The sequence below is a fragment of the Rahnella sp. BCC 1045 genome (genome assembly GCF_019049615.1).
Lineage (GTDB): Bacteria > Pseudomonadota > Gammaproteobacteria > Enterobacterales > Enterobacteriaceae > Rahnella > Rahnella contaminans.
Window position 1 is genome coordinate 126,036 of the sequence record NZ_JAFMOZ010000143.1, and the last position, 25,221, is coordinate 151,256.

A 25,221-nucleotide genomic window follows, 5' to 3' on the forward strand; every position below is an offset into this window, starting at 1 on the left:
TGCCCTCAGGCTGCGTGACGCGCCTGACGCATCTGATCGAGCATTTTGTCCCAGGCAATATCCAGATCGCTGTCGAGCGTGAACAGGCCGGAACTGCCGACGATCAACACTTCCGCGCCCGCAGACATCAGATCCTGATACGTCCTCAAGTTGCAGGATCCGTCGATTTCGATCAGATAGCGGTAGCCTTTTTGCTGTTTGAGATCGCGCAGCTGAGCAATTTTCCCCAGCATTTCCGGGATGAACGGCTGCCCGGCATAGCCCGGATCGACGGTCATGACGGTAATTTTATCCAGCAGATGAATGTAGTGCTGGATGTATTCCACCGGCGTCGCAGGGTTAAGTACCACGCCGACCTTTTTACCCAGAGAACGGATCTGGTTGATGATGCGGAACGCGTCGCGGTTGATAGTTTCGGCGTGCGGACAAATAAAATCGGCACCGGCTCTGGCTATCGGTTCGATAAAGTCGGACGGATTTTCCACCATCATATGCACGTCCAGAATCAGGGGCGTATGCGGGCGGATCTGTTCGATGAAGAACGGCGACAGCGTGATGTTTTTGACGTAATGGCCGTCCATGATGTCGATGTGCAGCATGTCAGCGCGGCGGTTCAGCACTTCGAGTTGCTGTTTGATGTCGATCAGGCTCATGCACATCAGCGACGGAGAAATTTTGTATTCCATGATGTTTTCCTAAGGTCAGAGGCTATGAAAATAAGCTTTAAAAATAAGGATTAAGGTTGTGCAGCCCGCGCTTTGGCGGCGCTCATGCGTCCTGCGCGTTTTTGCAGGAAACGGGCACGGAAGAATTTCAGCGCCAGCACCACAATCAGTACCGCGCCCCACATCGCCAGACTGAAATGCGGGCTGACGTTCAACAGATTCAGGCCGGTGGAAATCACCTGCAGGACAATCAGCGAGAGCACCACGCCCGCGACTTTGCCGAAACCGCCGTTGGGATCCGTGCCGCCTAAAATGATCGCCAGTACGGTCAGCAGCAGGTAAGAATCGCCGTAGCCCATGCGCGCCGAATTGAAGCGCGCCATCATCACCAGCCCGGCAATCACGCATAACATGCTGGAAATTACGTAGATGGCGATGAGGACACGGTGCGTGTTGACGCCGCTGAAATGGGTGGCGTTGATGTTGCTGCCGCTCATGTAGATGTATTTACCGAGGCGGGTGCGTTCTAAAAACACCGCGATTAAGGCGGCCGTCAGCAGAAAGATGATTAACGGAACCGGCACGCCGAGCAGGGTTTCCGCACCGATAAAGCGCACGATGTCGGGCATACCGCTGATGGCCGCGCCGCGTGAGAGATAGATGCCAACGCCGTTCACCATCGTCATAGTGGCGAGCGTGACCAGAATCGGATGCGCCCCGACGTAGGCCACCAGCGCACCGGTCAGCATGCCGATGACCAGCGCCAGAATCATTGCGCCAACCAGCGCCACGGTCAGCCAGACCGCCTGCATGGCCATGCTGGCATCGGGCGGCAGCCAGGTCAGAAACACCCACGCCATCAGCAGGCTGGTCAGGTTAGCGGTGGCGATAATGCACAGGTTCAGGCCGCCGCTGAGGATCGGGATAAACATTGCCAGCGTCAGCAAACCGAGTTCCGGCAGCTGAAACGCGACGCTCATAAAGGTGGCGTCACTGAAGAATCGCCCCGGCATCGCCAGGCTGAAACCGATAATGACCACCAGCAGCAACAGCGATAATCCCAGTGTGGTGTTGTCTATTTTCAGGGAAGCCATTTTCAGCCGGGGCCGGGCTTTAAGATTCACATTTCTGCTTTTCGCGAACATAGCGGTTTTCCTCACGCGAAGCCGACTTCGGTTTCTTTGCGTTTCTTGTAATGGGTGACGGTGATTGCCGCGACAATCACCACGCCGATGACGATATTCATGAAGTAGCTGGAGACACCGATCAGGTTGAGGCCGTTTTTCAGCACGCCAATCAGGAACACGCCCATCAGTGTGCCGACCACGCTGCCTTTACCGCCGTTAAGGCTGGCGCCGCCGAGCACCGCCGCCGCCAGCACATCCAGCTCGCCGCCGACCAGCGCATTCGGCACCACTTCACCGACGCGATACACCTGTACCAGGCCGCCAATCGCCGCCATCGCGCCGAGATAACCGTACGCAAACAGATGCAATAACCCGACACGGATCCCGATACGACGCGCGGATTCCTGATCACCGCCGACGGCAAACAGCTGGCGTCCCAGATGGGTTTTGTTGAGCAGGATCCAGCTCAGTCCGGCGACTGCCAGCATCACTACCACCGGCAAACCCACCTGATAGTGCTGCTCGCCGACGCTGAAGGGCAGCACACGGATCGGCGTGGTCAGCCAGTCCGGCAGGTCATAGAGGCTGGTGCCGTTGGTCAGCCACATCAGCATGCCGAACAGCAGTGACTGCATGCTGATGGTGACGATGATCGAGACAATGCGCAGGCAGTAGATCAGGATGGCGTTGATCATCCCGAGGACGGTGCCGATCGCGATCGCCAGTAAAATGCTGCCGGCAGGACTGCTCAGGCCGTAATGAATGGCCAGGGTGGCGATGAGGTACTGCACGACGGACGCCACGGCGGCGAACGAAATATCAATGCCTCCGGTGACCAGCACCACAAATAATCCGAGGGCAAAAATGCCGCTGACGGCGTAGCTTTCGGTCAGATCGAGCAGGTTCTGAAGCGTCAGAAACTGATTGGTGAGCAGGGAAAACGTGACGATAACCACCAGCAAAACCCAGGCTAAATAACCTTCATTGCTGGACGGGCGTAACCGGCTGAGCTTAAGCATTGACCGCCTCCGCAAGCTGTTGCTGAGTAATCGCGCCCGGAAGATATTCGCCCTTCACTGTGCCTTCGGAGAAATGCAGCACGCGGTCGCAGTTGAAATACACTTCCGGCACTTCGTCGGAAATCAGCAGGATCGAAATGCCCTCTTCCGCCAGCTGATGCACCAGCTGGTAAATACTGGCTTTCGCGCCGACGTCCACGCCGACGGTCGGGGAATCGAGGATCAGGATTTTCGGCTGCGTCAGCACCCATTTCGCCAGCACGATTTTTTGCTGATTTCCGCCGGACAGCGTGGAAATCGCCTGATCAGGATTAGCGACTTTGACGCCGAGTTTTTCGATCCACTGCTGGATGATTTTGTTTTTGCGATATTCGTCGATCAGATGAAAACGGCTGCGCAGCTGATCCATGATCGCCAGCACGGTGTTGTCGCCGACCGATTGTTGCTGGATCAGTCCCAGCGTCAGCCTGTCTTCCGAGACATAGCCGATGCCGGATTTGATCGCGTCTTCGTGGCTGCGAAAACGTACCGGTTTGCTGTCGAGATAAATTTTGCCGCTGTCCGGTTTGGTCATACCAAACAGGCTGAGCGCCAGTTCGGTGCGCCCGGAACCGAGCAGGCCGCACAGGCCGAGCACTTCCCCGGCGTGCAGTTTGAAACTGACGTCGTGGTACTGGCCTTCGCGGGTGAGTTTGTCGGCTTCCAGCATGATGCGTTCGTCATTTATGTTGGCGGCTTTCAGGCGGTAATCGAGTCTGAGGCCGGTCATCAGTTCGGTCAGGCGTTCGCTGCTGACTTCAGAGGCCGGGAAAGTGCCGACTTTTTTGCCGTCACGAATGACCGTGACGCTGTCGGAAATCTCAAGCACTTCGTCGAGACGATGGCTGACGAACACCACGCTGATGCCTTTGCTTTTCAGGTAATGCACGGTGCGCAGCAGCTGATTCACTTCGGTGCGGGTCAGCGAGGCGGTCGGTTCATCCATAATGACTAACCGCGCATCGGCGACCAGCGCGCGGCAAATTGCCACCTGCTGGCGCTGGGCGATAGGCAGCGCTGACACTTTGCTGTCGAGGTCTAAGGTGTAACTGAGTTCAGTCAGAATGCGCTGCGCGGTGTCGCGCAGACGTGACGGGCGATACCAGCCCATCAGCCCTTGCAGGTTGTGGTCGAAGGCGATGTTTTCAAACACGCTCAGGTTCGGAAACAGCGAAAGATCCTGATAGATCACCTGAACGCCAAACTGCCGCGCCTGATCCGGGCTGAGTTTGCTGAACGTCGAAAGCCCCTGCGTGGCAGAACCCAGCGTGATCCGGCAACCGTTATCCGGCTGATAAACCCCCGAGATCACTTTGATCAACGTACTTTTACCGCAGCCGTTGGTGCCCGCCAGGCAGTGAACTTCCCCCGGCATCAGCCGCAGGGAAATATCGTTAAGCGCGCGCTGTCCGCCAAAGGTCACCGACAGATTCTGTACATCAATCAGCGGCGTGTTGTCTGTTTGAATGATCCCGGAGATTGCCATGATTACAGCCCCATTTTGACCAGTTTCGGCAGGTTGGCTTTATCCAGACTTTCGGTTTCGTTGCCCAGAATGGTGCGCGTGGCTTCATCGACTTTCACTTTGCCCATGCCTTCGATGGTCATGCCGTCAGTGATTTTTTCGCCTTTTTCCAGCTTCTCGGCGATGCGCACGAAGACTTCACCGGCGACCATCGGATTCCAGATAAAGCCACCTTTGATGGCACCGGCTTTCACCAGGCTTGCGCCCTGGCCCGGACTGAATGGCCCGAAGACGCAGACATCATCGGTTTTGCCGCGGTTAAGCACCGCACGGCCTGCGCCGATCGGTCCTTGTGAACCGATCGCCAGAATGCCTTTCAGGTTGGCGTCTTTAGACATCAGGTCATTGGTAGTTCGGATGCTGTCATCGAGCGATTCGCCGACACCGAATTTGTCGCCGACCAGGTGCATGTTCGGATAATGTTCTTTTTGATAATTGATGGCGGCATCGGCCCATTTCTGATGCAGAGGCACGGTCAGGCTGCCGACATACACCGCGTAATCGCCTTTTTCTTTCATACATTGTGCGAGGGCGATCATGTGGTTAATGCCGTGCTGCGTGGCGTCGACCATTTCGAAATCCCAGTCGGCATATTTCTGATCCGGCGATTCATGCACAATGACTTTGATGCCGGCGTCGTGTGCGCGTTTCAGCACCGGCTCCAGCACACGGGCATCGTTTGGCACCACGCCGATCACATCTACTTTTTGCGCAATCAGATCTTCAATCGCACGCACCTGCAACGCCGGATCCGCGCTGGTTGGCCCGACCTGCCACGCATCTATCCCGCGTTTGGCCGCTTCACTTTTGATCCCGGCTTCCATCGCGTTGAACCAGGCGTTACCGCCGACTTTCACCACCACGCCCATGCGAATTTTATCGGCGGCGTGTGCCGACAGGGACAACATGGCTGTCGCGAACAGGCAGGCAAGAACGGATTTCTTGATCATGTTTACTCTCCTGGGAGGTCAGTTATGTGCCGCAGCTAACGGACCGTTGCGGCTGTTTTTAGTTTTTTTCTGTAGGGGTGACGGAGAAACTTCAATCACGTTAACGTTGCTCCAGGCCAGTTCCTGGCGGAATTCTTCATCCTCCAGATGGTCTGTTATCAGTGTGTCGATTTCCCGGTAGTGGCAGATCCGCGCAAAAGAGCGGCGGCCAAATTTGCTGGAGTCAGCCAGCAAAATTTTGTGCTCGGAGGAAAGCAGCATTTGCTGTTTCAGCCGCGCATGATGCTCGTTACTCTCACGGATGCCGCCTTCGTGGCTGATGCCGTGACAGGAGAAAAACAGTTTGTTGATGACGAACTCTTTCAGCATTTGTTCGGCCAGCACGCCGACAAAATCTTCATATTTCGCCGAATATTCACCGCCTAAACCGATGGTGCGCACATTGGCTTTCACCGACAGCGTCTGGATGATCTGCACTGAGTTGGTCAGCACCACCAGCTGAATGTCGGGCAACTGACGCGCCAGATACCAGCTCGTCGAACTGCTGTCGAGCAGCAGACAGTCACCCGGATTAATCAGCTGCAATGCGCGTTTGGCGATGCGCGTTTTGCTGTCAGGCGACTGATTACTGCGGTCACGAAACGATTCGCCCTGTTCAATCTGCGACGGTACATAGGTTTTTTCGCCCGCCGAATGTTCCGTAAAGACCGCGCCGCCGTGGCTGCGTAACAGCACGCCGCGCTTTTCCAGCAGCGCCAGATCCCGCCGCGCCGTTTCCAGCGAAATACGGCATAACTGCGCCACTTCCTGCACCAGAATGCGTCCGCGCTGGGTGAGAATTTCGGTAATAAAACGATGTCGCTCTACTGGCAGCATGTGGTGATTCCTCTTTCCCGATGTCAAACAGGATACGCAGCCCGGTGGTTGTGGAATGCGCAGTGCCTCAAACGCGGCTGTGTGCATTTTTTGCCACCGCCGTCATGTGATAGTTGTCACGAAAAGCTGAGAAAAGATGAAATGTTAAAGTTTGGATCTGTGGCGGGAACGGCATTAAATCGTCATTTGCGTTGCAACAAGACAGCAACAGTTTTGCAAACGGTCACAATTCCTCGTGGTTTCTCATGACCGGTTATGACCGTTTGTGTGGAGTTGACCGTTTGGACATAAAAAAAGCGCCTTAAGGCGCTTCTGCATCCGAAGAAAGTATTATCTCCCACCCGCCAGATCGAGAAAGCTGCCGGTGACGTAGGAGGAGGAATCGGAGAGCAGCCAGTAAATCGCCTGCGCCACTTCTTCCGGCTGGCCACCGCGCTGCATCGGCAGATTGGCCTTCACGCGATCGACGCGTCCCGGCTCACCGCCGCTGGCGTGCATTTCGGTATAAATCAGACCGGGCCGCACGCAGTTAACGCGAATACCGTACGCCGCCACTTCCAGCGCCAGACCGGTGGTCAGGGTATCCACCGCCCCTTTTGACGCCGCGTAATCAACATATTCGCCCGGCGCACCCAGACGGGCAGCCGCGGAAGAGACATTCACAATCGTCCCGCCCTTTCCGCCATGACGATGCGACATGATTTTCACCGCCTCGCGGCAGCACAGGAAATAGCCCGTCACGTTGGTGGACAGCACTTTATTAATCCGCTCCGCCGAGAGGTTTTCAATCGTCGTCTGCTGGAACAGAATTCCGGCATTATTCACCAGCGCGGTGATTGTCCCGAGTTCTTCGCCCAGGCGTTTAAACATCGCGACCACCTGCGTTTCGTCGGCAATATCAGCCTGAAGCGCGATGGCTTTGCCACCGGCCTGTTGAATTTCATCGACGACAGATTGTGCAGCGGTTTCGTTATTCAGATAGTTGACGCCGACGGCGTAACCCTGCTGCGCGAGGAGGATCGCGGTTGCACGGCCGATACCGCGGCTACCGCCGGTGACGAGAGCGATTTTCATTGAATACTCCAGTGGGGAAAAGTGAGGAAAGTGTAGGAGAAACTGAAGCAATGATGATTTGAATTTTATCCTCCCCCTTCTCAGGGGAGGGAGCAATCCGGTTTTTAGTTCCTCCCCCTGTGAAGGGGGAGGCCGGGAAGGGGTTTTAAGGCCTAATACCTTGTCAATGCTAACTTCAACTTATTAATTTTGCTTTAATACCCCACCCCGACCCTCCCCTTCGCAGGGGAGGGAGCAGACCGCAGTCTTACTCGTAATCTGACATCGGTACACATGAACAGAATAAATTCCTGTCCCCGTACACGTCATCCAGACGTTTCACGGTCGGCCAGTATTTGTTGTCGTACCCGGCCGGGAATACCGCCACTTCGCGGGTGTACGGATGGTTCCAGTCGCTGACCAGCTCATTCTGCACGTGCGGTGCATTCACCAGCGGGTTGTCTTCCAGCGGCCATTCGCCTTTCGCAACGCGGTCGATTTCACTGCGGATTGCCAGCAGCGCATCGATAAAGCGATCCAGTTCCACTTTGCTTTCTGATTCGGTTGGCTCAACCATCAGCGTGCCGGCAACCGGGAAGGACATGGTCGGGGCGTGGAATCCGTAGTCGATCAGGCGTTTGGCAATATCCATTTCGCTGATACCGGTGGTTTCTTTCAGCGGACGAATATCCAGAATACATTCATGCGCCACGCGACCGTCGCGGCCAGTGTAGAGCACCGGATACGCATCCTTCAGACGGGTAGCGATGTAGTTGGCGTTGAGGATAGCGACCTGGCTGGCTTGTTTCAGGCCTTCCGCGCCCATCATACGGATGTACATCCAGCTGATTGGCAGGATTGACGCGCTGCCAAACGGCGCCGCAGAAACCGCACCGTTTTGCGTCAGCACGCCGTCAATCTGTACCACGCTGTGACCCGGAACAAACGGTGCCAGATGCGCTTTCACACCAATCGGCCCCATGCCCGGACCGCCGCCGCCGTGCGGGATACAGAAGGTTTTGTGCAGGTTAAGGTGCGAGACGTCAGCACCGATGTAACCCGGCGTGGTGATGCCGACCTGTGCGTTCATGTTCGCGCCGTCGAGGTAAACCTGACCGCCGTACTGATGCACAATCTGGCAAACTTCACGGATAGTTTCTTCGTAAACGCCGTGCGTTGACGGGTACGTCACCATGATACAAGACAGTTCGTCACCCGCTTTCGCCGCTTTCTCACGCAGGTCGCTCAGGTCAATGTTGCCTTGCTTATCACAAGCCACCACCACGACGGTCATACTCGCCATCTGTGCAGATGCCGGGTTGGTGCCGTGTGCTGAACTTGGGATCAGGCAGATGTGACGACCACTTTCGTTACGGCTTTCGTGGTAACGACGGATGGCCAGCAGACCCGCATATTCACCCTGCGCGCCGGAGTTTGGCTGCATACAGACAGCGTCGTAACCGGTGAGCTGAACCAGCCATTGTGACAGCTGACCGATCATTTGCTGATAACCGCCCGCCTGTTCTGTCGGGCAGAACGGATGCAGTTCGGCGAATTCCGGCCAGGTTATCGGGATCATTTCTGCCGCAGCATTCAGTTTCATGGTGCAGGAACCCAGCGGGATCATCGCCTGATTCAGCGCCAGATCCTTTTTCTCCAGACGGTGCATATAACGCATCATCTCGGTTTCGCTGTGGTACTGGTTGAATACCGGATGGGTGAGGATCGGATCCACACGCAGCATGGCCGCAGGAATCGAGTTGCTGTCGGTCGATGCGGCATTGTCCAGCTTGTCGATATCCAGACCGTTATCGTCACCCAGCAGGGCAGCGAAAAGCACCTGAACGTCTTCGCGGGAGGTCGCTTCGTCGAGCGTGATACCGACTGCGCCGTGAATGTCAGTACGCAGGTTCAGGCCGAAGCTCAGCGCGCGTTCCAGCACGGCGGCTTTGTCTTTGACTTCAACAGTCAGTGTATCGAACCAGGTGTTATGACGCAGTGTCAGACCGCCCTGTTTCAGGCCAGCGGCCAGGATGTCGGTCAGACGGTGAATGCGTGACGCAATGCGTTTCAGGCCTTCAGGGCCGTGGAATACCGCATAAAGGCTGGCAATATTGGCCAGTAAAACCTGCGAGGTACAAATGTTGGAGTTGGCTTTTTCGCGGCGGATATGTTGCTCGCGAGTTTGCATCGCCATGCGCAGGGCTGTTTTGCCAGCAGCATCGCGGGAAACGCCGATGATACGGCCCGGCATGGAGCGTTTGAATTCGTCTACGCAGGCAAAGAATGCCGCGTGCGGACCGCCGTAACCCATCGGCACGCCAAAGCGTTGCGCCGAACCAAAGACGACGTCTGCGCCCTGCCTGCCCGGTGCGGCCAGCAGCACCAGCGCCATAATATCAGCGGCAACGCTGGTGATAATTTTGCGGGATTTCAGTTCGCCCAGCAGCGCAGTGTAATCGTGCACTTCGCCGGTAGTGCCGACCCGCTGTAAAAGCACGCCAAACACGCCTTCCAGTTCGAGCACTTTTTCAGCTTTATCAACGATGATGTCAAAGCCGAACGTTTCCGCACGGGTGCGAACTACGTCCAGCGTTTGCGGATGCACGTCGTCCGCCACGAAGAAGCGGTTAGCATCTTTCAGTTTGCTGGCGCGTTTTGCCAGCGCCATCGCTTCTGCCGCAGCGGTTGCTTCATCGAGCAAAGAAGCAGAAGCCAGATCCAGACCGGTCAGATCTAATGTCAGTTGCTGGAAATTCAGCAACGCTTCAAGACGGCCCTGCGACACTTCCGGCTGATACGGGGTATACGCTGTATACCAGCCCGGATTTTCCAGCATATTGCGCAGGATAACCGGCGGTGTCAGCACCGCGCTGTAACCCATACCGATGTAGGATTTATAGCGCTGGTTCTGGCTGGCAATGGCTTTCAGCTCAGCCAGCGCCTGATGTTCCGTCACGGCATCACCGACGGCCGGTGGCCCCGGCAGCTGAATATCGACCGGAACGATCTGCTGGATCAGCGCGTTTAACGAGTCTGCACCGACCGTATCCAGCATCTGTTGCTGCTGCTGAGAAGACGGACCAATGTGACGGCCGATAAAGGCTTCGTTGTTTTCGAGTTGGCTGAGAGTCTGAGTCATTTGCTACGCATTCCTGAAATCTGCTGGAGGTGTCTTGGGATACTGACAAAAGCTACGGGTCTTGAATTCACCCCGCAAACGGGATGCGGGGCGGGCATTGCAGTCCTGATTATTCGTCTACAGAAGCAGCATAGGCTTCTGCATCAAGCAGATTAGCCAGTTCGCTTTCGTCTGACGCTTTAATCTGGAACAGGAAACCTGCGCCGTACGGCTCGCTGTTGACCAGTTCCGGAGAACCTTCCAGTTCGCCGTTAACCGCAAGGATTTCGCCGCTGACTGGAGAATAAATATCGGAAGCCGCTTTAACCGATTCCGCCACGGCGCAGTCTTCACCTGCGGCGACTTCACGGCCCACTTCTGGCAAATCAACGAAAACCATGTCGCCCAGTAATTCCTGCGCGTGTTCAGTGATACCTACGGTGTAAACGCCGTTGCCTTCTGAACGTACCCATTCGTGGGAAGAGGCATATTTCAAATCTGCTGGAACATTGCTCATTATATTTTCTCCAAAAAAGTGCTTAATTCAGCGTTAACTGGATAATTTTATCTCGAATTTTTACTGCGCCAGCGGTTTGCCATTGCGGACAAAACCTGGTTTGGTGACTTTCACCGGCATTTCGCGGTTACGGATTTGCACAATGGCGTGCTCGCCAATGCCCGCCGGAACGCGTGCCAGAGCAATACTGTAGCCGAGCGTCGGAGAGAATGAGCCGCTGGTAATCACGCCTTCCAGCGTGTTGCCCGCGCTGTCGGTGAATCGCACCGGCAGTTCGTTACGCAATACGCCTTTCTCTGTCATCACTAAACCGACCAGCTGTTCGGTGCCCTGCTCGCGCTGTCTTTCAAGTGCGTCACGGCCAATAAAGTTGCGGTCTTCAGGTGCCCAGGCGATGGTCCAGCCCATGTTGGCTGCCAGCGGTGAAACGCCTTCGTCCATTTCCTGACCGTAAAGATTCATACCCGCTTCCAGACGCAGCGTGTCGCGCGCGCCCAGACCGGCAGGTTTCACGCCTGCTGCCAGCAGTTTCTGCCAGAAATCAGCAACCTGTTCTTGCGGGAGTGCGATTTCATATCCTGCTTCGCCGGTATAACCGGTGGTGGCGATAAACAGGTCACCCGCCTGAACGCCGAAGAACGGCTTCATCCCCGCGACCGCTTGTTTTTGTTCAGCGGTAAAAAGTGTTTCTGCTTTCTCTTTTGCATGAGGGCCCTGCACGGCTACCAGCGCTAAGTCATCACGCACGGTCAGTTCGATGCCATACGGTTCTGCATGCTGCGAAATCCATGCCAGATCTTTCTCCCGGGTCGCGGAGTTCACCACCAGGCGGAAATAGTTTTCGTTGAGGAAGTAAACGATCAGGTCGTCGATCACGCCGCCGGACGCATTGAGCATGCCGGTATAAAGCGCTTTACCGGGAACGGTGAGTTTGGCGACATCATTCGCCAGCAGGTAACGGAGGAATTCACGGGTACGGGCACCGTGGAGATCAACGATGGTCATGTGCGAGACGTCAAACATACCGGCATCCTGACGCACAATGTGGTGTTCATCCAGCTGAGAGCCGTAATGCAATGGCATCATCCAGCCGTGGAAATCGACCATACGCGCGCCACACGCAACATGTTGTTCATAAAGCTGAGTCTGCTTAACCATCTTATTCCTCATTTAATTAAGTGCATAAACAGCACACCGCGCAAACGATACCCTTGCTCGAACTTACCACTGAATAAGCTCACTAACCATAAGTTAAAATATGCAGAGCGGGATAAATGTCAGTGATTTCACAAGGGCATTGTGCAGAGTTTTTGACTGGTAAACTGGGGTTTGTGGCGCAAAATCTACAAATAAACATCAAAAGTATCGATGTTATATAACGACAAGGCCAGATTTCTCACCATTTGCAGAATGAGAAATCCGGCCCCGGATTAGAAAATGTAATGGAAAAACTGAGCTGAAATTAGATTATTTCAATCGAAGTAAATCGTCCTGTAACCACTCCGGTAAATCATTCAGCCCCATCGCCTGACGCACCAGTTTTGGTTTCACGCCCGGCAGAGAATCCGCCAGCGTAAGACCAATATCGCGCAGCAGTTTTTTGGCAGGATTGTCACCGGCAAACAATTCGCGGAAGCCCTGCATACCCGCCAGCATCAGCGCGGCGCTGTGTTTGCGGCGGCGCTCGTAACGACGCAGGTACATATGCTGGCCGAAATCTTTGCCTTCTTTTTGCAGGCGTCTGATTTCCGATGCCAGTTCTGCGGCATCCATGAAACCTAAATTGACGCCCTGCCCGGCCAGCGGGTGCACGGTGTGCGCGGCATCACCGGCCAGCGCCAGACGTTGTCCGGCAAAGCTGCGGGCATAACGGCCTGTCAGCGGGAAGGTCAGACGCTCGCTTTCAACGGTACAAATACCCAGGCGCAGGTCAAAGGTGCTGGCGAGGATTTTATTGAACTCCTCAGGCTCCAGCGCGCTCAGACGCTGAGCTTCATCCGGCGAAACTGACCAGACGATAGAAGACAAATGCGCATCAGCCAGCGGCAGAAACGCCAGAATGCCTTCGCCGTGGAATACCTGACGTGCAACAGACTGGTGCGGCTCTTCGGTGCGGATGGTCGCCACCAGTGCATGATGGCGATAATCCCAGAATGTCAGCGGAATGTCGGCGTGCTGACGCAGCCAGGACTGGGCACCGTCCGCTCCGACCACTAACCGCGCGCTGAGCTGGCGATCGTCATTAAGGGTGATAAACGCCTCATTCTCGCCCCACGCCACGTTTTTCAGTGTGGCCGGCGCAAGCAAAGTGATGTCGGAAGATTTTTCCGCACGCTGCCACAGGGCGCGGTGGATCACCTGATTCTCAATAATGTGCCCGAGATGACTGAACCCATATTCTTCGCCACGAAATGCAATTTTACCGAAGCTGTCGCGATCCCAGACTTCCATTCCCTGATACGCATTGGCGCGCTGAGCGATGATGTTGTCCCAGACGCCGATATATTTGAGCAGGCGCTCGCTGGCGGCGTTGATGGCAGAAACGCGCAGGCCCGGCTGTTCCGGCAATGGCGAATCGAGATCCGGCTGCTGGTTTTCCAGCACCGCAACGCGCAGACCGCTGCCCTGTAAACCACATGCCAGCGCCAGACCGACCATTCCGCCCCCGGCGATAACCACATCAAAAGATTGCATAATTTTTCCTGTAAAGCCCGGAACGGAATTAACGGTCAACCCAGCCGAGCGTCCGTCGGGTAAACGCATCGCGCAACGGCGTGATGCCTTCCATCGCCAGTAAACCCAGATTGCGGCCAACCATTAACGGCAGATAACGGTTGGCAAAGAGGTGGATCAGGCCGTCGGTAACGCCGACGGTCGCCTGCTGATCGGGCTGACGGCGGTTCTGATAATCGCAAAGTACGCGATAACTGCCGACGTCGTTACCCTGCTTTGCGGCGCTTGCCAGCGTTTCCGCCAGCGTCATCACATCGCGCAGGCCGAGGTTAAAACCCTGACCGGCAATCGGATGCAGCGTTTGCGCCGCGTTACCCACCAGCGCCAGACGATGGCTGATATGGCTGTTGGCTTTTTGTAATTGCAGCGGATAACTGAAGCGTTTACCGGCCTGTTTCATGGTACCCAGCCGCCAGCCAAATGCCTTTTGCAGTTCGCTGAGGAACTTCGCCTCGCTCCAGTGATCAATTTCTTCACGGGCTTCGCGCGGGTGGCACCAGACCAGCGAACTGCGCCCGTCGGACATCGGCAATAAAGCCAGCGGTCCGTTTTGGGTGAAGCGTTCGAACGCGCGGCCGTTATGCGGTTCGCTGGTGGCGATGTTGGCGATGACGGCAATCTGCCCGTAATCCTCGCGCTGCCAGCTGATATTGCAGGCTTTCGCCAGCGAAGAGTGGGAACCGTCGGCAGCGACCAGCAACTGCGCGGTCAGAGTTTCACCGCTGTCGAGCGTGACACTCGCGCTGTCGGTTTGTCTTTGAACATCAACCACTTTTGCCGGGCAATGCACCGTCACGCCGGGAGCTTTGGTGAGCATGGCAAACAAACGATTACCGACTTCATGCAGCTCCACAACGTGACCAAGCGCTTCGACACCATAATGCCCCGCAGTGAGATTCACAAAAGCCGCATGGCCGCGATCGCTGACGTGAATGTCACGGATAGGCGTCGCGATTTTTGCCAGTGCCGGCCAGATCCCGACGCGCGCCAGTTGCTGGCAGGTTCCCTGCGCGAGCGCAATCGAACGGGCATCAAACCCCGGATGCTCGTGTTCTTGCGGCGCGGTCGCCTCCACCAGATGCACCGGCAGACGCCCCTGCGTCAGCGAGGAAATTGCCAGCGCCAGCGTGGCACCGGTCATTCCGCCACCAACAATCACTATGCTCATAGAGAAACAATGCTCATATTATTTACGTGCCGCCGCCATTAAGGCTTCGATATCATCGGCTTCTTTCACCACGTCGCCGGTCAGAATTTCGATGCCTGTCGCGGTGATCAGAATGTCGTCTTCGATGCGGATACCGATACCGCGATACGCTTCAGGTACGTCCGCATCCGGCGCGATATACAGGCCCGGTTCAACGGTCAGTACCATGCCGGGTTCCAGCGTACGGCTGCGATCAACCGAGCCATAATGACCGACGTCATGAACGTCGAGCCCCAGCCAGTGAGATAAACCGTGCATGAAGAACTGGCGATGCGCCTGCTCAGCGTAAAGAGTTTCAACATCACCTTTCATCACGCCCAGTTTGACCAGTCCTTCGATCATGACGCGGACAGCCGCTTCGGTCGCCGCCTGAATACTGCTGCCCGGTCCGAAGACTTCCAGTGCTTTGTATTCTGACGCCAGCACGATGTCGTAGATCTCACGCTGTGCTTTGCTGAATTTCCCGTTCACCGGGAAGGTGCGGGTGATATCACCGGCATAGCCCTGATATTCACAACCGGCGTCGATCAGCACTAAATCGCCGTCACGCAGCTCACATTCGTTTTCGGTGTAGTGCAGGATGCAGCCGTTTTCGCCACCGCCAACAATCGTGTTGTAGGAAGGATAACGCGCGCCGTGGCGGTTGAATTCGTGATGAATTTCTCCCTCGAGCTGATATTCAAACATTCCCGGACGACATTTTTCCATTGCGCGGGTGTGTGCCAGCGCAGTGATTTGCCCGGCACGGCGCATAACCGCGATTTCTTCGGCGGATTTGAACAGACGCATATCGTGAACCCACGGACGCCAGTCAGTGACGGTCGCGGGCGCGGCGAAGTTCTGACGAAAACCTTTACGCAGTTTTTCCATCGCGCGGTTAACGATTTCATCGGCATAGGCATATTCGCCCTGCGCGTGATAGACCACGTCAAGGCCGTTGAGCAGTAAATGAAGCTGGTCGTTGATGTCGCCGAAAGGCAAGGCTTTGGTCACGCCCAGCTTAGCCGGTGCTGCTTCCTGCCCCAGACGGCGCCCGAACCAGATTTCAGCGGTGAGATCACGCACGCGGTTAAACAGCACGCTGTGGTTATGATTTTCATCACTTTTAACCAGAATCAGCACAGCTTCCGGTTCGTTGAAACCGGTGAAATACCAGAAGTCACTGTTCTGACGATACGGGTATTCACTGTCGGCGCTGCGCGGGGCTTCGGGGGCCGCAAAAATTATCGCAGCACTTCCCGGTACCATTTTCGCTAACAGCGCCTGGCGACGGTTCTCGATCTCTTGCTGAGTCATCACTTTCTCCTGAAATCGTTTTAGTTCGTTGTTATTAACTGGGTTCTCAAATTATCAGTGCAACGTGCGGGTATTTTCCGGTGCAGACGGCAGGCTGTGGCCAAATTCGCCAAAGCATAAAATGGCTGCCACGCGGACGTACTCCACCACTTCCTCTAAAGATTGCGCCAGTTGCTCCTGATCTTCATCTTCGTCGTAGCCAAGTTGCGCGATGCTGCGCAAATCATCGATGGCTTCGCCGACTTCGCCTTTCACTTTCGCAAGTTTAGGCTGCATCATGCCAAGGCCGAGCAGGAAATGGTTGACCCAACCGGCGAGGGCGTCGGCACGTTCGAAGACACTTTTGTCGTCATCGGGCATCATCATTTTAAATTCGAAGCTGTCATCTTCCAGCGTATCGGACGTAACTTTACGAAGTTGTTGCAGCAAATCCGCCAGCGTATGCGGGAAGGCCAGGCCTTCATTGGTCAGATCATGCACCATCGTCAGCCAGCTGCCGTCGCGGTTGCCGCCACACAGTAAGCCACTGATCAGACCGTGCATTTCTGCTGCGGTCAAAGCAACCGATTGTTGTTTCAGGTTTTGATCCAACGAATCGTAAGTAGGGTAAGTATTCTCAATAGACATGCGCATTCGCCATCGTTGGCAGGTTAAGTTCGTGTTATGCTACCACCAAGGTCTGTCGTAGTACCAGATTAGCAGCCCGCAATCAGGCTCAGTTTGGCCTGAATGGCACGCCCTGAACAATCGGGCAGCAGTCAGCCGGTCATGGGGTTGTAACCTGGTATTGAGATAGTTATAGTGGCGCCCGCTTCCAACATCCTGCGCCAGGTCGTAGTGGTCACGTTGGGGCGGACGAATAAATCAGCAGGAAGGTGGCATGTCTGCACAACCGGTAGATATTCAAATTTTTGGTCGCTCGTTACGGGTGAATTGTCCGCCAGAACAACAGGAAGCACTGAATCTGGCAGCTGAAGATCTTAATCAGCGGTTGCAAGATCTTAAAGTTCGCACTAGAGTCACCAATACAGAGCAACTGGTTTTCATCGCGGCATTGAACGTATGTCACGAACTTGCTCAGGAAAGGTTGAAAACGCGCGATTACGCATCCAATATGGAACAACGTATCCGGATGCTGCAACAAACCATCGAGCAGGCATTGCTCGAACAAGGCCGGATCTCTGAACGTGAAGGGGCGCCTTTCGAATAACACACGTTGCTGATGTGGCTCGTCACAGGCCAGTCAGAAGCGGTAAAAAATTTCTCTGAGATGTTCGCCAGCGGGCCCGTCCCCTGAGCCGATAATTAGTACCAACAGAATGTGATGATCCGTAATCGGTGCGCATGCTCGGTCCGTCCGAGAAGCCTAAAGATTGCGACAGCACGTTCACCTTGAACCATGGGTTCAAGGGTTACAGCCTGCGACGGCATCTCGGAGATTCCCCTTTCTTTTCGGTACATCCCTTTCTGGTGTTTGTATCTATGTTGCACACTCCTCTTTTTGCTTCTGCCCGACAAAATATTCGCAATGAAATTCGCCAGCGTAGAAAAAATCTGACTGCCGGTCAGCAAACAGAGTTTGCCCTTCAGGCCGCAGATCGCGTTGCCGCGCACCCTGAAATTCAGTCTGCCACCACGATTTCAGTTTTTCTGTCCTTCGACGGAGAGCTTGATACCACACCGCTGATTCAGCGCCTGTGGCAGGAAGGAAAAGAGCTCTGTCTGCCGGTGCTGCATCCGTTTTCCCCTCACCATCTGTTGTTCCTGCGCTATGCGCCTGAAACACCGCTGGTACGCAATCGTCTTAAAATCCTCCAGCCACAACTTGATGTCACACAGGTTGTGCCATTGTCTCAGTTGGATATCATCCTGACGCCGCTGGTCGCGTTTGACCGCCACGGACAACGTCTGGGTATGGGCGGAGGGTTCTACGACCGCACGCTGGAGCACTGGCGGGATGGCGGGCCGTATCCGATTGGCTTAGCGCATGATTGCCAGCAGGTGGACGTCTTGCCGGTGGAGCACTGGGATGTGCCTTTGCCGCAAGTGATCACGCCGGGCAAAGTGTGGACGTGGTGAAGATAGGCTGACTGTTGATACTCCTCTCAGAGAATACTCCCCTCAGAAAATTCCCCTTATACATACCGTTACACGCCGAAACCAATCCCTCACGGACAATAAATTCCGTCATGTCTATTATCTTCTCAACGGCCCCGCAGTGGGGCAGACACATAAACCGATATCTCTGAGGATTTAAACATGAAAAAAGTATTAGCTCTGGTTGTAGCCGCTGCAATGGGTCTGTCTTCTGTCGCTTTCGCTGCTGAAACAACCGCTACTCCGGCACCTGCTGCTGCAACGACCGCTGCGCCTGCGGCCAAGCATGTAACTAAACACAAGACTCACAAGAAAGTCGCTCAGAAAGCGCAGGCTGCTAAAAAACACGTGAAACACGCTAAGAAAGCTGCTCCGGTAGCGCAGAAAGCGCAGGCTGCTAAGAAACACGTGAAACATGCTAAGAAAGCAACTCCGGTAGCGCAGAAAGCGCAGGCTGCTAAAAAACACGTGAAACATGCTAAGAAAGCTGCTCCGGTAGCGCAGAAAGCGCAGGCTGCTAAAAAACACGTGAAACATGCTAAGAAAGCTGCTCCGGCTACAAAAGCAACCCCAGCAGCATAAGAAGTTACCAAGAAGTCTTTGTGAGGTATTAACTCGCAATTACCAGAAATGCTAAATTTACACCCGGTTCGCCGGGTGTTTTTTTCTCCAGTTTTTATCCTGAGGTACTGTGGATGATGCTGCGCCGCTTCCAGTTCGAAATCACCCTGTCTTCACTGATCCTCTGTGGTCTGGTCAGCCTGTTCTTTTACTTATGACATTTTCGTGAAGTGCCCTGAGATGGCGCCCGTCATCGGCTCAACGCCTTGAGCAATCTGGCAAACGACTCATCCGGTAAGATCTTCCCGTCTGCGGGAAATAGCATAAAAAAACCGCCTTTCGGCGGTTTATAGTCTGTTACTGCGCAGATCTCTCAATAAAGCAAGCGCGCACGGATCGTGCCCGGAATCGCTTTCATCAGTTGCAGCGCGGTGTTCAACGTTGTGACATCCGTTTCAGCATCGATAACCACATAACCGACTTCCGGGCTGGTTTGCAGATACTGTGCTGCAATGTTGATGCCCTGCTCCGCGAAAATCTGGTTGATGCTGGTCAGCACACCCGGACGGTTTTCGTGGATATGCAGCAAACGGCTGGCTTTCTCGGTATGCGCTGGCAAAGAGGCTTCCGGGAAGTTAACCGCGGACAAAGTCGAACCGTTGTCAGAGTATTTCGCCAGTTTGCCCGCCACTTCCAGGCCTATGCCTTCCTGCGCTTCCATGGTAGAACCGCCGATGTGTGGCGTCAGCAGCACGTTGTCGAATTCACACAGCGGAGAATTGAACGGATCGCTGTTGGTCGCCGGTTCTTCCGGGAAGACGTCGATAGCTGCACCGGACAGATGTTTGCTGCGCAGCGCATTGCACAGGGCAGGAATGTCGATCACCGTGCCGCGTGAGGCGTTGATCAGCAATGCGCCCTGTTTGATCTGTGCCAGCTGCACTTCGGAAATCATGTTTTTGGTGCCTGGCGTTTCTGGAACGTGCAGGGTCACGACGTCGCTGGTGCTGAGCAGTTCTTCCAGAGTCGCAATCGGCTGCGCATTACCCAGCGGCAATTTGCTTTCGATGTCGTAATAGAAGACGCGCATCCCCAGGCTTTCCGCCAGAATACCTAACTGTGTACCGATGTGGCCGTAGCCGACAATACCCAGACGTTTACCGCGCGCTTCAAAAGAACCGACGGCCAGTTTGTTCCAGATCCCGCGGTGCGCCTTGGCGTTGGCCTCAGGAATACCACGCATCATCAGCAGCATTTCGCCCAGCACCATTTCGGCGACGGAACGGGTATTAGAGAACGGTGCGTTAAAGACCGGAATACCACGACGGGTTGCCGCTTTCAGGTCAACCTGATTAGTACCGATACAGAAACACCCTACAGCCACCAGTTTTTCTGCTGCCTGGAACACTTCTTCGGTCAGCTGAGTACGCGATCGGAGTCCAACAAAGTGCGCATCACGGATCGATTCTTTCAGCGATTCCGTATCTAAAGCACCTTTGTGAAATTCAATATTGGTGTAACCCGCGGCACGGAGTGTATCAACCGCACTTTGGTGGACGCCTTCCACTAACAAAAATTTAATCTTGTCTTTCTCAAGTGATACTTTTGCCATTTCCCGACCCTATATTTTTTCTGGCTGAATTCGAACTGCTAGGTGACTGCTCACAGTCAACATAACAAAAAATACGCCATCATCAATACAAACGATTGCCTGCCAGACAGCAGAAGGCTCACCGCGCCTGTTGGTTTTCAGCATTTCCTGCTGGTTAGATTTTACAAAGCAAGACGTTCAGGAGGCGATAGTGAGAAATGTGACATAAGTCACCAAATTAAGGCTTTTGAAGAAAAGATGATTCATTCAGAAAATTATCATCTTCATAACATTGTGTTATGACAGGGAGATGACTGGCTGCTTTCAGCAAAAGCAGCCAGATCTTCTGCTTATTGATAGGTTACTTCAGCGTGACAGTTTTTACGCCTTCAGAAGTGCCTACCAGCGCAACGTCGGCGCCACGGTTGGCGAACAGCCCTACCGTCACCACGCCCGCAATTCCGTTGATCTTATTTTCCATCGCGACGGCATCCAGAATGCTCAGATTATGGACGTCGAGAATGATATTGCCGTTGTCAGTCAGAACGTTCTGGCGGTATTCCGGCAGACCACCGAGTTTCACCAGTTCACGCGCAACGTAAGAACGCGCCATCGGGATGACTTCTACCGGCAGCGGGAATTTACCCAGCACATCGACTTGCTTAGACGCGTCCACAATACAGACGAATTTTTTGGCGATCGCGGCAATGATTTTTTCGCGGGTCAGCGCAGCGCCGCCGCCTTTGATCATCTGCATGAAGCCGTTGATTTCATCCGCGCCGTCAACGTAAACGTCCAGCGAGTCCACTTCGTTGCTGTCGAAAACGTGAATGCCTAAGCTTTTCAGTTTTGCCGTTGAAGCGTCAGAGCTGGAAACGGCGCCCTCGATCTGACCTTTGATCGAACCCAGTGCATCGATGAAATGGGCGGCGGTGGATCCGGTTCCGACACCGACGATGGTGCCCGGAGTCACGTAATCCAGTGCGGCCCAGCCGACTGCTTTTTTCAATTCTTCCTGCGTCATAATGGCTTCTCTGTCTGATAACGTAAGTGGCGTGAATACGGAAAAGTGTCGGTGATTATAAAGCATGTGCCGGCAGATTGGGCAGACAAGAGCGTGACCAGATCACACTTATTAAGTGCAATTGGGTTGTAAGCGCCCCGATTTTCCTCACCACAAAACCTGACAATCTGTGGCATAGTGTTCGGATAAAATTAAATCCAAGGGACAGAACTCCGATGAAACGCCCGGACTATAGAACGCTACAGGCACTGGACGCGGTGATCCGTGAGCGCGGTTTTGAGCGCGCCGCACAAAAGCTTTGCATCACCCAATCGGCGGTCTCTCAGCGCATTAAACAACTGGAAAATCTGTTCGGCCAGCCTCTGCTGGTGCGTACCGTGCCGCCTCGTCCGACGGAACAGGGGCAGAAATTACTGGCCCTGTTACATCAGGTGGAATTGCTGGAAGAGGAGTGGCTCGGCAGTGACAGTAACAGCGACAGTAACGATACGCCGCTGCTGCTTTCGCTGGCGGTCAACGCCGACAGTCTGGCAACCTGGCTGTTACCGGCGCTGAAATCCGTGCTGGTCGATTCACCTATCCGCCTGAATTTGCAGGTTGAAGATGAAACCCGGACGCAGGAACGTCTGCGCCGCGGTGAAGTGGTCGGCGCGGTGAGTATTCAGCCGCAGCCGCTTCCGAGCTGTCTGGTCGATCAACTTGGCGCGCTGGATTACCTCTTTGTCGCTTCCAAGCCGTTTGCCGATCGGTATTTCCCGAACGGCGTCACCCGTTCCGCGCTGCTGAAAGCGCCGGCGGTTGCGTTTGATCATCTCGACGATATGCACCAGGCGTTCCTTCAACAGAACTTCGATTTGTCACCGGGCAGCGTGCCGTGTCATATCGTTAACTCGTCGGAAGCCTTTGTGCAGCTGGCACGTCAGGGCACGACCTGTTGTATGATCCCGCATCTGCAAATCGAGAAAGAGCTGGAAAGCGGCGAGCTTATCGACCTGACGCCCGGCCTGTTCCAGCGCCGGATGCTGTACTGGCACCGCTTTGCGCCGGAAAGCCGCATGATGCGTAAAGTCACCGATGCCCTGCTGGCACACGGACATCAGGTGTTGCGTCAGGACTGATTTAGCGCCGCAGAAAACAAAAAACCCGCCGGAGCGGGTTTTTCATTATTACGGCGTCATATTTACTGAGCTGGTGCGGGTGCCTGCGGCTGCAGTTCGAACACCACATCGACCTGATCATCAAAGTGAATGCTTTGCTGTTCGTAGGTTTCAGCGGCATCATTTTGCGTGGGTGCGGCGGCGGCTTTAAACATGCGCGCAACCGGCATTGGCTGGTAGTTGGCGACGTGATAACGAATGCTGTAAACCGGCCCCAGTTTGGTGTGGAAGCCCTCTGCCAAAGACTTTGCCTGCTGTGTGGCGTTATCAATGGCTTTCTGACGCGCTTCGTCACGGAAACGATCAGGATTTGCCACACCCAGTTCGATAGAACGGATTTCATTCAGGCCGGATTTTAATGCGCCATCCAGCAAATCGTTCAGTTTATCCAGCTGACGCAATGTCACCTGAACCTGACGCACCGCACGGTAGCCTTTCAGCTCTGAGCTGCCGTCTTTCAGGTAATTATATTCCGGCTGTGTGCTGAGATTCGCGGCATTGATGTCTTTCTTTTCAATTCCGTTTTTCTGCAGGAAACCAAAATATTCCGCCACACGATCGTCGGCTTGTTTCTTGGCGCTCGCGGAATCTTTTGCCGATACGCTCACTTCAATGGCCAGCGTCGCGATATCCGGTGTGGCGTCAACGCTTGCCGTACCTGATGTCACCACGTGCGGGCCGGCAGGAACTTCTGCCGCGTGCAACGCTAAAGGTAAAGTCCCTAATCCCAACATCGCTGCTACAGCCAATGCTTTCAGTTTCACAGTGCCTCCATTAATCATCAAAGATCTGGCAATAGTTAATTCAATCAATCCGCAAAACCGTAGCATAAACCGTTACAACTGAAACTAAGATTAGTGACAAAAACCTGTTTTCGGGTAAAAACTCAAAATACGCCGGTCTGACGCGCAAGTTGTACGGCAATCCCCCACATAATTACGCCAACAATAAAGTTGATGACGCGCTGCACTTTCCCGGTGTTTAACCAGGGCGCGAGTAATGCCGCGAGAATGGCCAGCCCGAAGAACCACAGCACAGAAGCACTGACCGCGCCGAGCGCAAACCACGAACGTTCGTCGTGGCTCAGGCTTCCGCCCAGACTACCCAATACGACGAACGTATCGAGATAAACGTGAGGATTGAGCCAGGTCACCGCCAGCATGCTGACGACAATCTTCCAGCGGCTTTGCTTCGCCACTTCCGCCTGCGCCAGTTCAGGATTTTTGCTGAATGCCGTGCGAAACGCGCCCCAGCCATACCACAGCAGAAATGCCACGCCGCCCCAACTTACCAGCGCTAATAACAGCGGCGATTTGCTCAGCAGCGCGCTGCCGCCAAATATCCCGCCGCAAATCAGCACGATATCGCTCAGCGCGCATAAAGACGCAATCATCAGATGATACTGGCGGCGAATGCCCTGATTCATCACAAACGCATTCTGCGGCCCGAGGGGTAAAATCATTGCGGCGCTCATCGCCAGTCCTTGCAGGAAAATAGCCAGCACGTGAATATCCTTAAAGAGTTAATAACAGAGATTGCGCGCAGTGTAAGGGCTTTGGTGTCATTAGAGGAAATGGATATTTCTAATCGGTCATTAGCCTGACTTATTTGTGAGGAGCCCATTTTTCAGACACAAAAAAGGCGCCCGCAGGCGCCCTTTGAGAAGCCGCGACTTTATTCCGCAGGCTGTACGTTTTTATCCACAACGACAGGGGCCGCCGGATACAAATGAACGTCCATTTGCGGATACGCAATATTGATATTGTTTTTATCCAGCGCACGTTTGAACGATTCCAGCAGATCCCATTTCACGTTCTGCGCATCACCGTTGCTGGTCCATGCGTACACGATGAAATTCAGGGTAGAAGCGGCCATTTCGTTCAGACGTACGGTGACGCCTTTATCCTGTAACACACGCTGATCGGCAGTGATGATCTCGGTGAGGATCGATTTGACCAGATCAATGTCAGAGTCATAACCCACGCCGATGGTCATATCGATACGGCTTGTCGGTTCGCGTGAATTGTTGATGATGTTACCGGCAATAATTTTACCGTTTGGTACGACGATGATTTTGTTGTCCGGCGTACGCAGAGTGGTTGAGAAAATCTGTACGTGCGTCACCGTACCGGCTACGCCGCCGAGATCCACATATTCACCTGCACGGAACGGACGGAAAATAACCAACAGCACGCCAGCTGCGAAGTTAGACAGCGAGCCCTGTAACGCCAGACCGACGGCCAGACCGGCGGCACCGATAACCGCAATCACCGACGTGGTTTGTACCCCGATGCGTCCGAGAACCGCAATCAGCGTGAAGGCGATAATCGCGTAACGCACCATAGCGGAAAGGAAATCAGAAACCGTGATATCAATACCACGAACTTTCAGAACACGGCTGACACCGCCGGAAACGACGCGGGCGATTATCAGACCGACGATCAGAATGAAAATAGCCGCCACAATGTTCACAGCATAATGCAGAAGCAAGGCCTGGTTTCTCACCAACCAGTTGCCAGCATTATTAATGCTGCCTACAACGTTCAAATCATCCATTTAAAGTACCCCAAAATTACACCCTGTCGGGCTGCAAGAAACCAAAGCTGCCCGACGATGCGGGCAGCAAGTGTGCTTTAAGGTTAACTAACAATGCGATGAAGTGC

At 54.5% G+C, this 25,221-nt stretch carries 23 protein-coding genes and 1 other RNA gene; 5 read left to right on the forward strand and 19 right to left on the reverse strand.

Annotated elements, in window-relative coordinates:
- Positions 1–5: 5 nt before the first annotated feature.
- The 14 genes from alsE to J1782_RS23855 all read right to left on the reverse strand — a co-directional run bounded on the left by alsE (position 6) and on the right by J1782_RS23855 (position 16,755).
- The gene (gene alsE / locus J1782_RS23790) at positions 6–686 is read right to left on the reverse strand and encodes a D-allulose 6-phosphate 3-epimerase (protein ID WP_104923174.1); all 681 of its coding nucleotides are present in this window, start codon (positions 684–686) and stop codon (positions 6–8) included.
- A 50-nt stretch (positions 687–736) separates the two neighbouring features.
- Complete coding sequence (locus J1782_RS23795; protein ID WP_165059187.1) at positions 737–1,810, reverse strand: ABC transporter permease; 1,074 nt, start codon at positions 1,808–1,810, stop codon at positions 737–739.
- 11 nt (positions 1,811–1,821) lie between these two features.
- Positions 1,822–2,811, reverse strand: coding sequence for an ABC transporter permease (locus tag J1782_RS23800; protein ID WP_217154012.1), 990 nt, complete (start codon positions 2,809–2,811; stop codon positions 1,822–1,824).
- Positions 2,804–4,336 (reverse strand): sugar ABC transporter ATP-binding protein, encoded by a 1,533-nt coding sequence (locus J1782_RS23805; protein WP_217154013.1) that lies wholly within the window; start codon positions 4,334–4,336, stop codon positions 2,804–2,806. Before J1782_RS23805 ends, J1782_RS23800 begins: the two co-directional genes overlap by 8 nt.
- Before the next feature lie 2 nt (positions 4,337–4,338).
- Positions 4,339–5,325, reverse strand: a complete 987-nt coding sequence (locus tag J1782_RS23810) for a substrate-binding domain-containing protein (protein ID WP_206738862.1) — start codon at positions 5,323–5,325, stop codon at positions 4,339–4,341.
- Between the two features lie 18 nt (positions 5,326–5,343).
- The gene (locus tag J1782_RS23815) at positions 5,344–6,201 is read right to left on the reverse strand and encodes a DeoR/GlpR family DNA-binding transcription regulator (RefSeq protein ID WP_152327772.1); all 858 of its coding nucleotides are present in this window, start codon (positions 6,199–6,201) and stop codon (positions 5,344–5,346) included.
- A gap of 330 nt (positions 6,202–6,531) precedes the next feature.
- A complete protein-coding gene (locus J1782_RS23820; protein ID WP_208951394.1) occupies positions 6,532–7,275 on the reverse strand; it encodes an SDR family oxidoreductase in 744 nt (247 codons plus the stop codon).
- 247 nt (positions 7,276–7,522) lie between these two features.
- On the reverse strand, positions 7,523–10,396 hold the full coding sequence (gcvP, locus tag J1782_RS23825; RefSeq protein ID WP_217154014.1) for an aminomethyl-transferring glycine dehydrogenase: 2,874 nt from the start codon (positions 10,394–10,396) through the stop codon (positions 7,523–7,525).
- Positions 10,397–10,505: 109 nt separating this feature from the next.
- Entirely contained in the window at positions 10,506–10,892 is a 387-nt protein-coding gene (gene gcvH / locus J1782_RS23830; RefSeq protein ID WP_217154015.1) for a glycine cleavage system protein GcvH, read from the reverse strand.
- A gap of 60 nt (positions 10,893–10,952) precedes the next feature.
- The gene (gene gcvT, locus J1782_RS23835) at positions 10,953–12,050 is read right to left on the reverse strand and encodes a glycine cleavage system aminomethyltransferase GcvT (RefSeq protein ID WP_217154016.1); all 1,098 of its coding nucleotides are present in this window, start codon (positions 12,048–12,050) and stop codon (positions 10,953–10,955) included.
- A 309-nt stretch (positions 12,051–12,359) separates the two neighbouring features.
- Complete coding sequence (ubiI, locus tag J1782_RS23840; RefSeq protein WP_217154017.1) at positions 12,360–13,586, reverse strand: FAD-dependent 2-octaprenylphenol hydroxylase; 1,227 nt, start codon at positions 13,584–13,586, stop codon at positions 12,360–12,362.
- Between the two features lie 28 nt (positions 13,587–13,614).
- Positions 13,615–14,793 (reverse strand): 2-octaprenyl-6-methoxyphenyl hydroxylase, encoded by a 1,179-nt coding sequence (gene ubiH, locus J1782_RS23845; protein WP_217154018.1) that lies wholly within the window; start codon positions 14,791–14,793, stop codon positions 13,615–13,617.
- An 18-nt stretch (positions 14,794–14,811) separates the two neighbouring features.
- Positions 14,812–16,128: a Xaa-Pro aminopeptidase gene (gene pepP / locus J1782_RS23850; RefSeq protein ID WP_152327765.1), complete on the reverse strand. Its 1,317-nt coding sequence runs from the start codon at positions 16,126–16,128 to the stop codon at positions 14,812–14,814.
- A 54-nt stretch (positions 16,129–16,182) separates the two neighbouring features.
- Positions 16,183–16,755: a YecA family protein gene (locus J1782_RS23855; RefSeq protein WP_101075350.1), complete on the reverse strand. Its 573-nt coding sequence runs from the start codon at positions 16,753–16,755 to the stop codon at positions 16,183–16,185.
- A 253-nt stretch (positions 16,756–17,008) separates the two neighbouring features.
- Between J1782_RS23855 and zapA the strand changes: the two genes are divergently transcribed.
- From zapA to asr, 4 genes are all read left to right on the forward strand, one after another.
- Positions 17,009–17,338 carry a cell division protein ZapA gene (zapA, locus tag J1782_RS23860; RefSeq protein ID WP_013576788.1) on the forward strand — a complete coding sequence of 110 codons (330 nt, stop codon included), beginning with the start codon at positions 17,009–17,011 and terminating at the stop codon, positions 17,336–17,338.
- A 49-nt stretch (positions 17,339–17,387) separates the two neighbouring features.
- Positions 17,388–17,571, forward strand: a non-coding RNA gene (ssrS, locus tag J1782_RS23865) — 6S RNA.
- 39 nt (positions 17,572–17,610) lie between these two features.
- Entirely contained in the window at positions 17,611–18,207 is a 597-nt protein-coding gene (locus tag J1782_RS23870) for a 5-formyltetrahydrofolate cyclo-ligase (RefSeq protein WP_217154019.1), read from the forward strand.
- Between the two features lie 180 nt (positions 18,208–18,387).
- Positions 18,388–18,807, forward strand: a complete 420-nt coding sequence (gene asr, locus J1782_RS23875; protein ID WP_217154020.1) for an acid resistance repetitive basic protein Asr — start codon at positions 18,388–18,390, stop codon at positions 18,805–18,807.
- Positions 18,808–19,159: 352 nt separating this feature from the next.
- Here asr and serA read toward each other — a convergent pair whose 3' ends face one another.
- Together serA and rpiA are read right to left on the reverse strand one after the other, a co-directional pair.
- Complete coding sequence (serA, locus tag J1782_RS23880; protein ID WP_165059167.1) at positions 19,160–20,398, reverse strand: phosphoglycerate dehydrogenase; 1,239 nt, start codon at positions 20,396–20,398, stop codon at positions 19,160–19,162.
- A gap of 340 nt (positions 20,399–20,738) precedes the next feature.
- A complete protein-coding gene (gene rpiA / locus J1782_RS23885; protein ID WP_152327761.1) occupies positions 20,739–21,401 on the reverse strand; it encodes a ribose-5-phosphate isomerase RpiA in 663 nt (220 codons plus the stop codon).
- Between the two features lie 215 nt (positions 21,402–21,616).
- Here rpiA and J1782_RS23890 point away from each other — a divergent pair, with 215 nt between their 5' ends.
- Positions 21,617–22,519, forward strand: a complete 903-nt coding sequence (locus J1782_RS23890; RefSeq protein WP_101075345.1) for a LysR family transcriptional regulator ArgP — start codon at positions 21,617–21,619, stop codon at positions 22,517–22,519.
- A gap of 62 nt (positions 22,520–22,581) precedes the next feature.
- Here the strand turns inward: J1782_RS23890 and J1782_RS23895 are convergent, their stop codons facing one another.
- The 3 genes from J1782_RS23895 to mscS all read right to left on the reverse strand — a co-directional run bounded on the left by J1782_RS23895 (position 22,582) and on the right by mscS (position 25,114).
- On the reverse strand, positions 22,582–23,322 hold the full coding sequence (locus J1782_RS23895; protein ID WP_193333203.1) for an oxidative stress defense protein: 741 nt from the start codon (positions 23,320–23,322) through the stop codon (positions 22,582–22,584).
- 122 nt (positions 23,323–23,444) lie between these two features.
- Complete coding sequence (gene argO, locus J1782_RS23900; protein WP_152327759.1) at positions 23,445–24,062, reverse strand: arginine exporter ArgO; 618 nt, start codon at positions 24,060–24,062, stop codon at positions 23,445–23,447.
- A 170-nt stretch (positions 24,063–24,232) separates the two neighbouring features.
- On the reverse strand, positions 24,233–25,114 hold the full coding sequence (mscS, locus tag J1782_RS23905) for a small-conductance mechanosensitive channel MscS (RefSeq protein ID WP_152327758.1): 882 nt from the start codon (positions 25,112–25,114) through the stop codon (positions 24,233–24,235).
- Between the last annotated feature and the right edge of the window lie 107 nt (positions 25,115–25,221).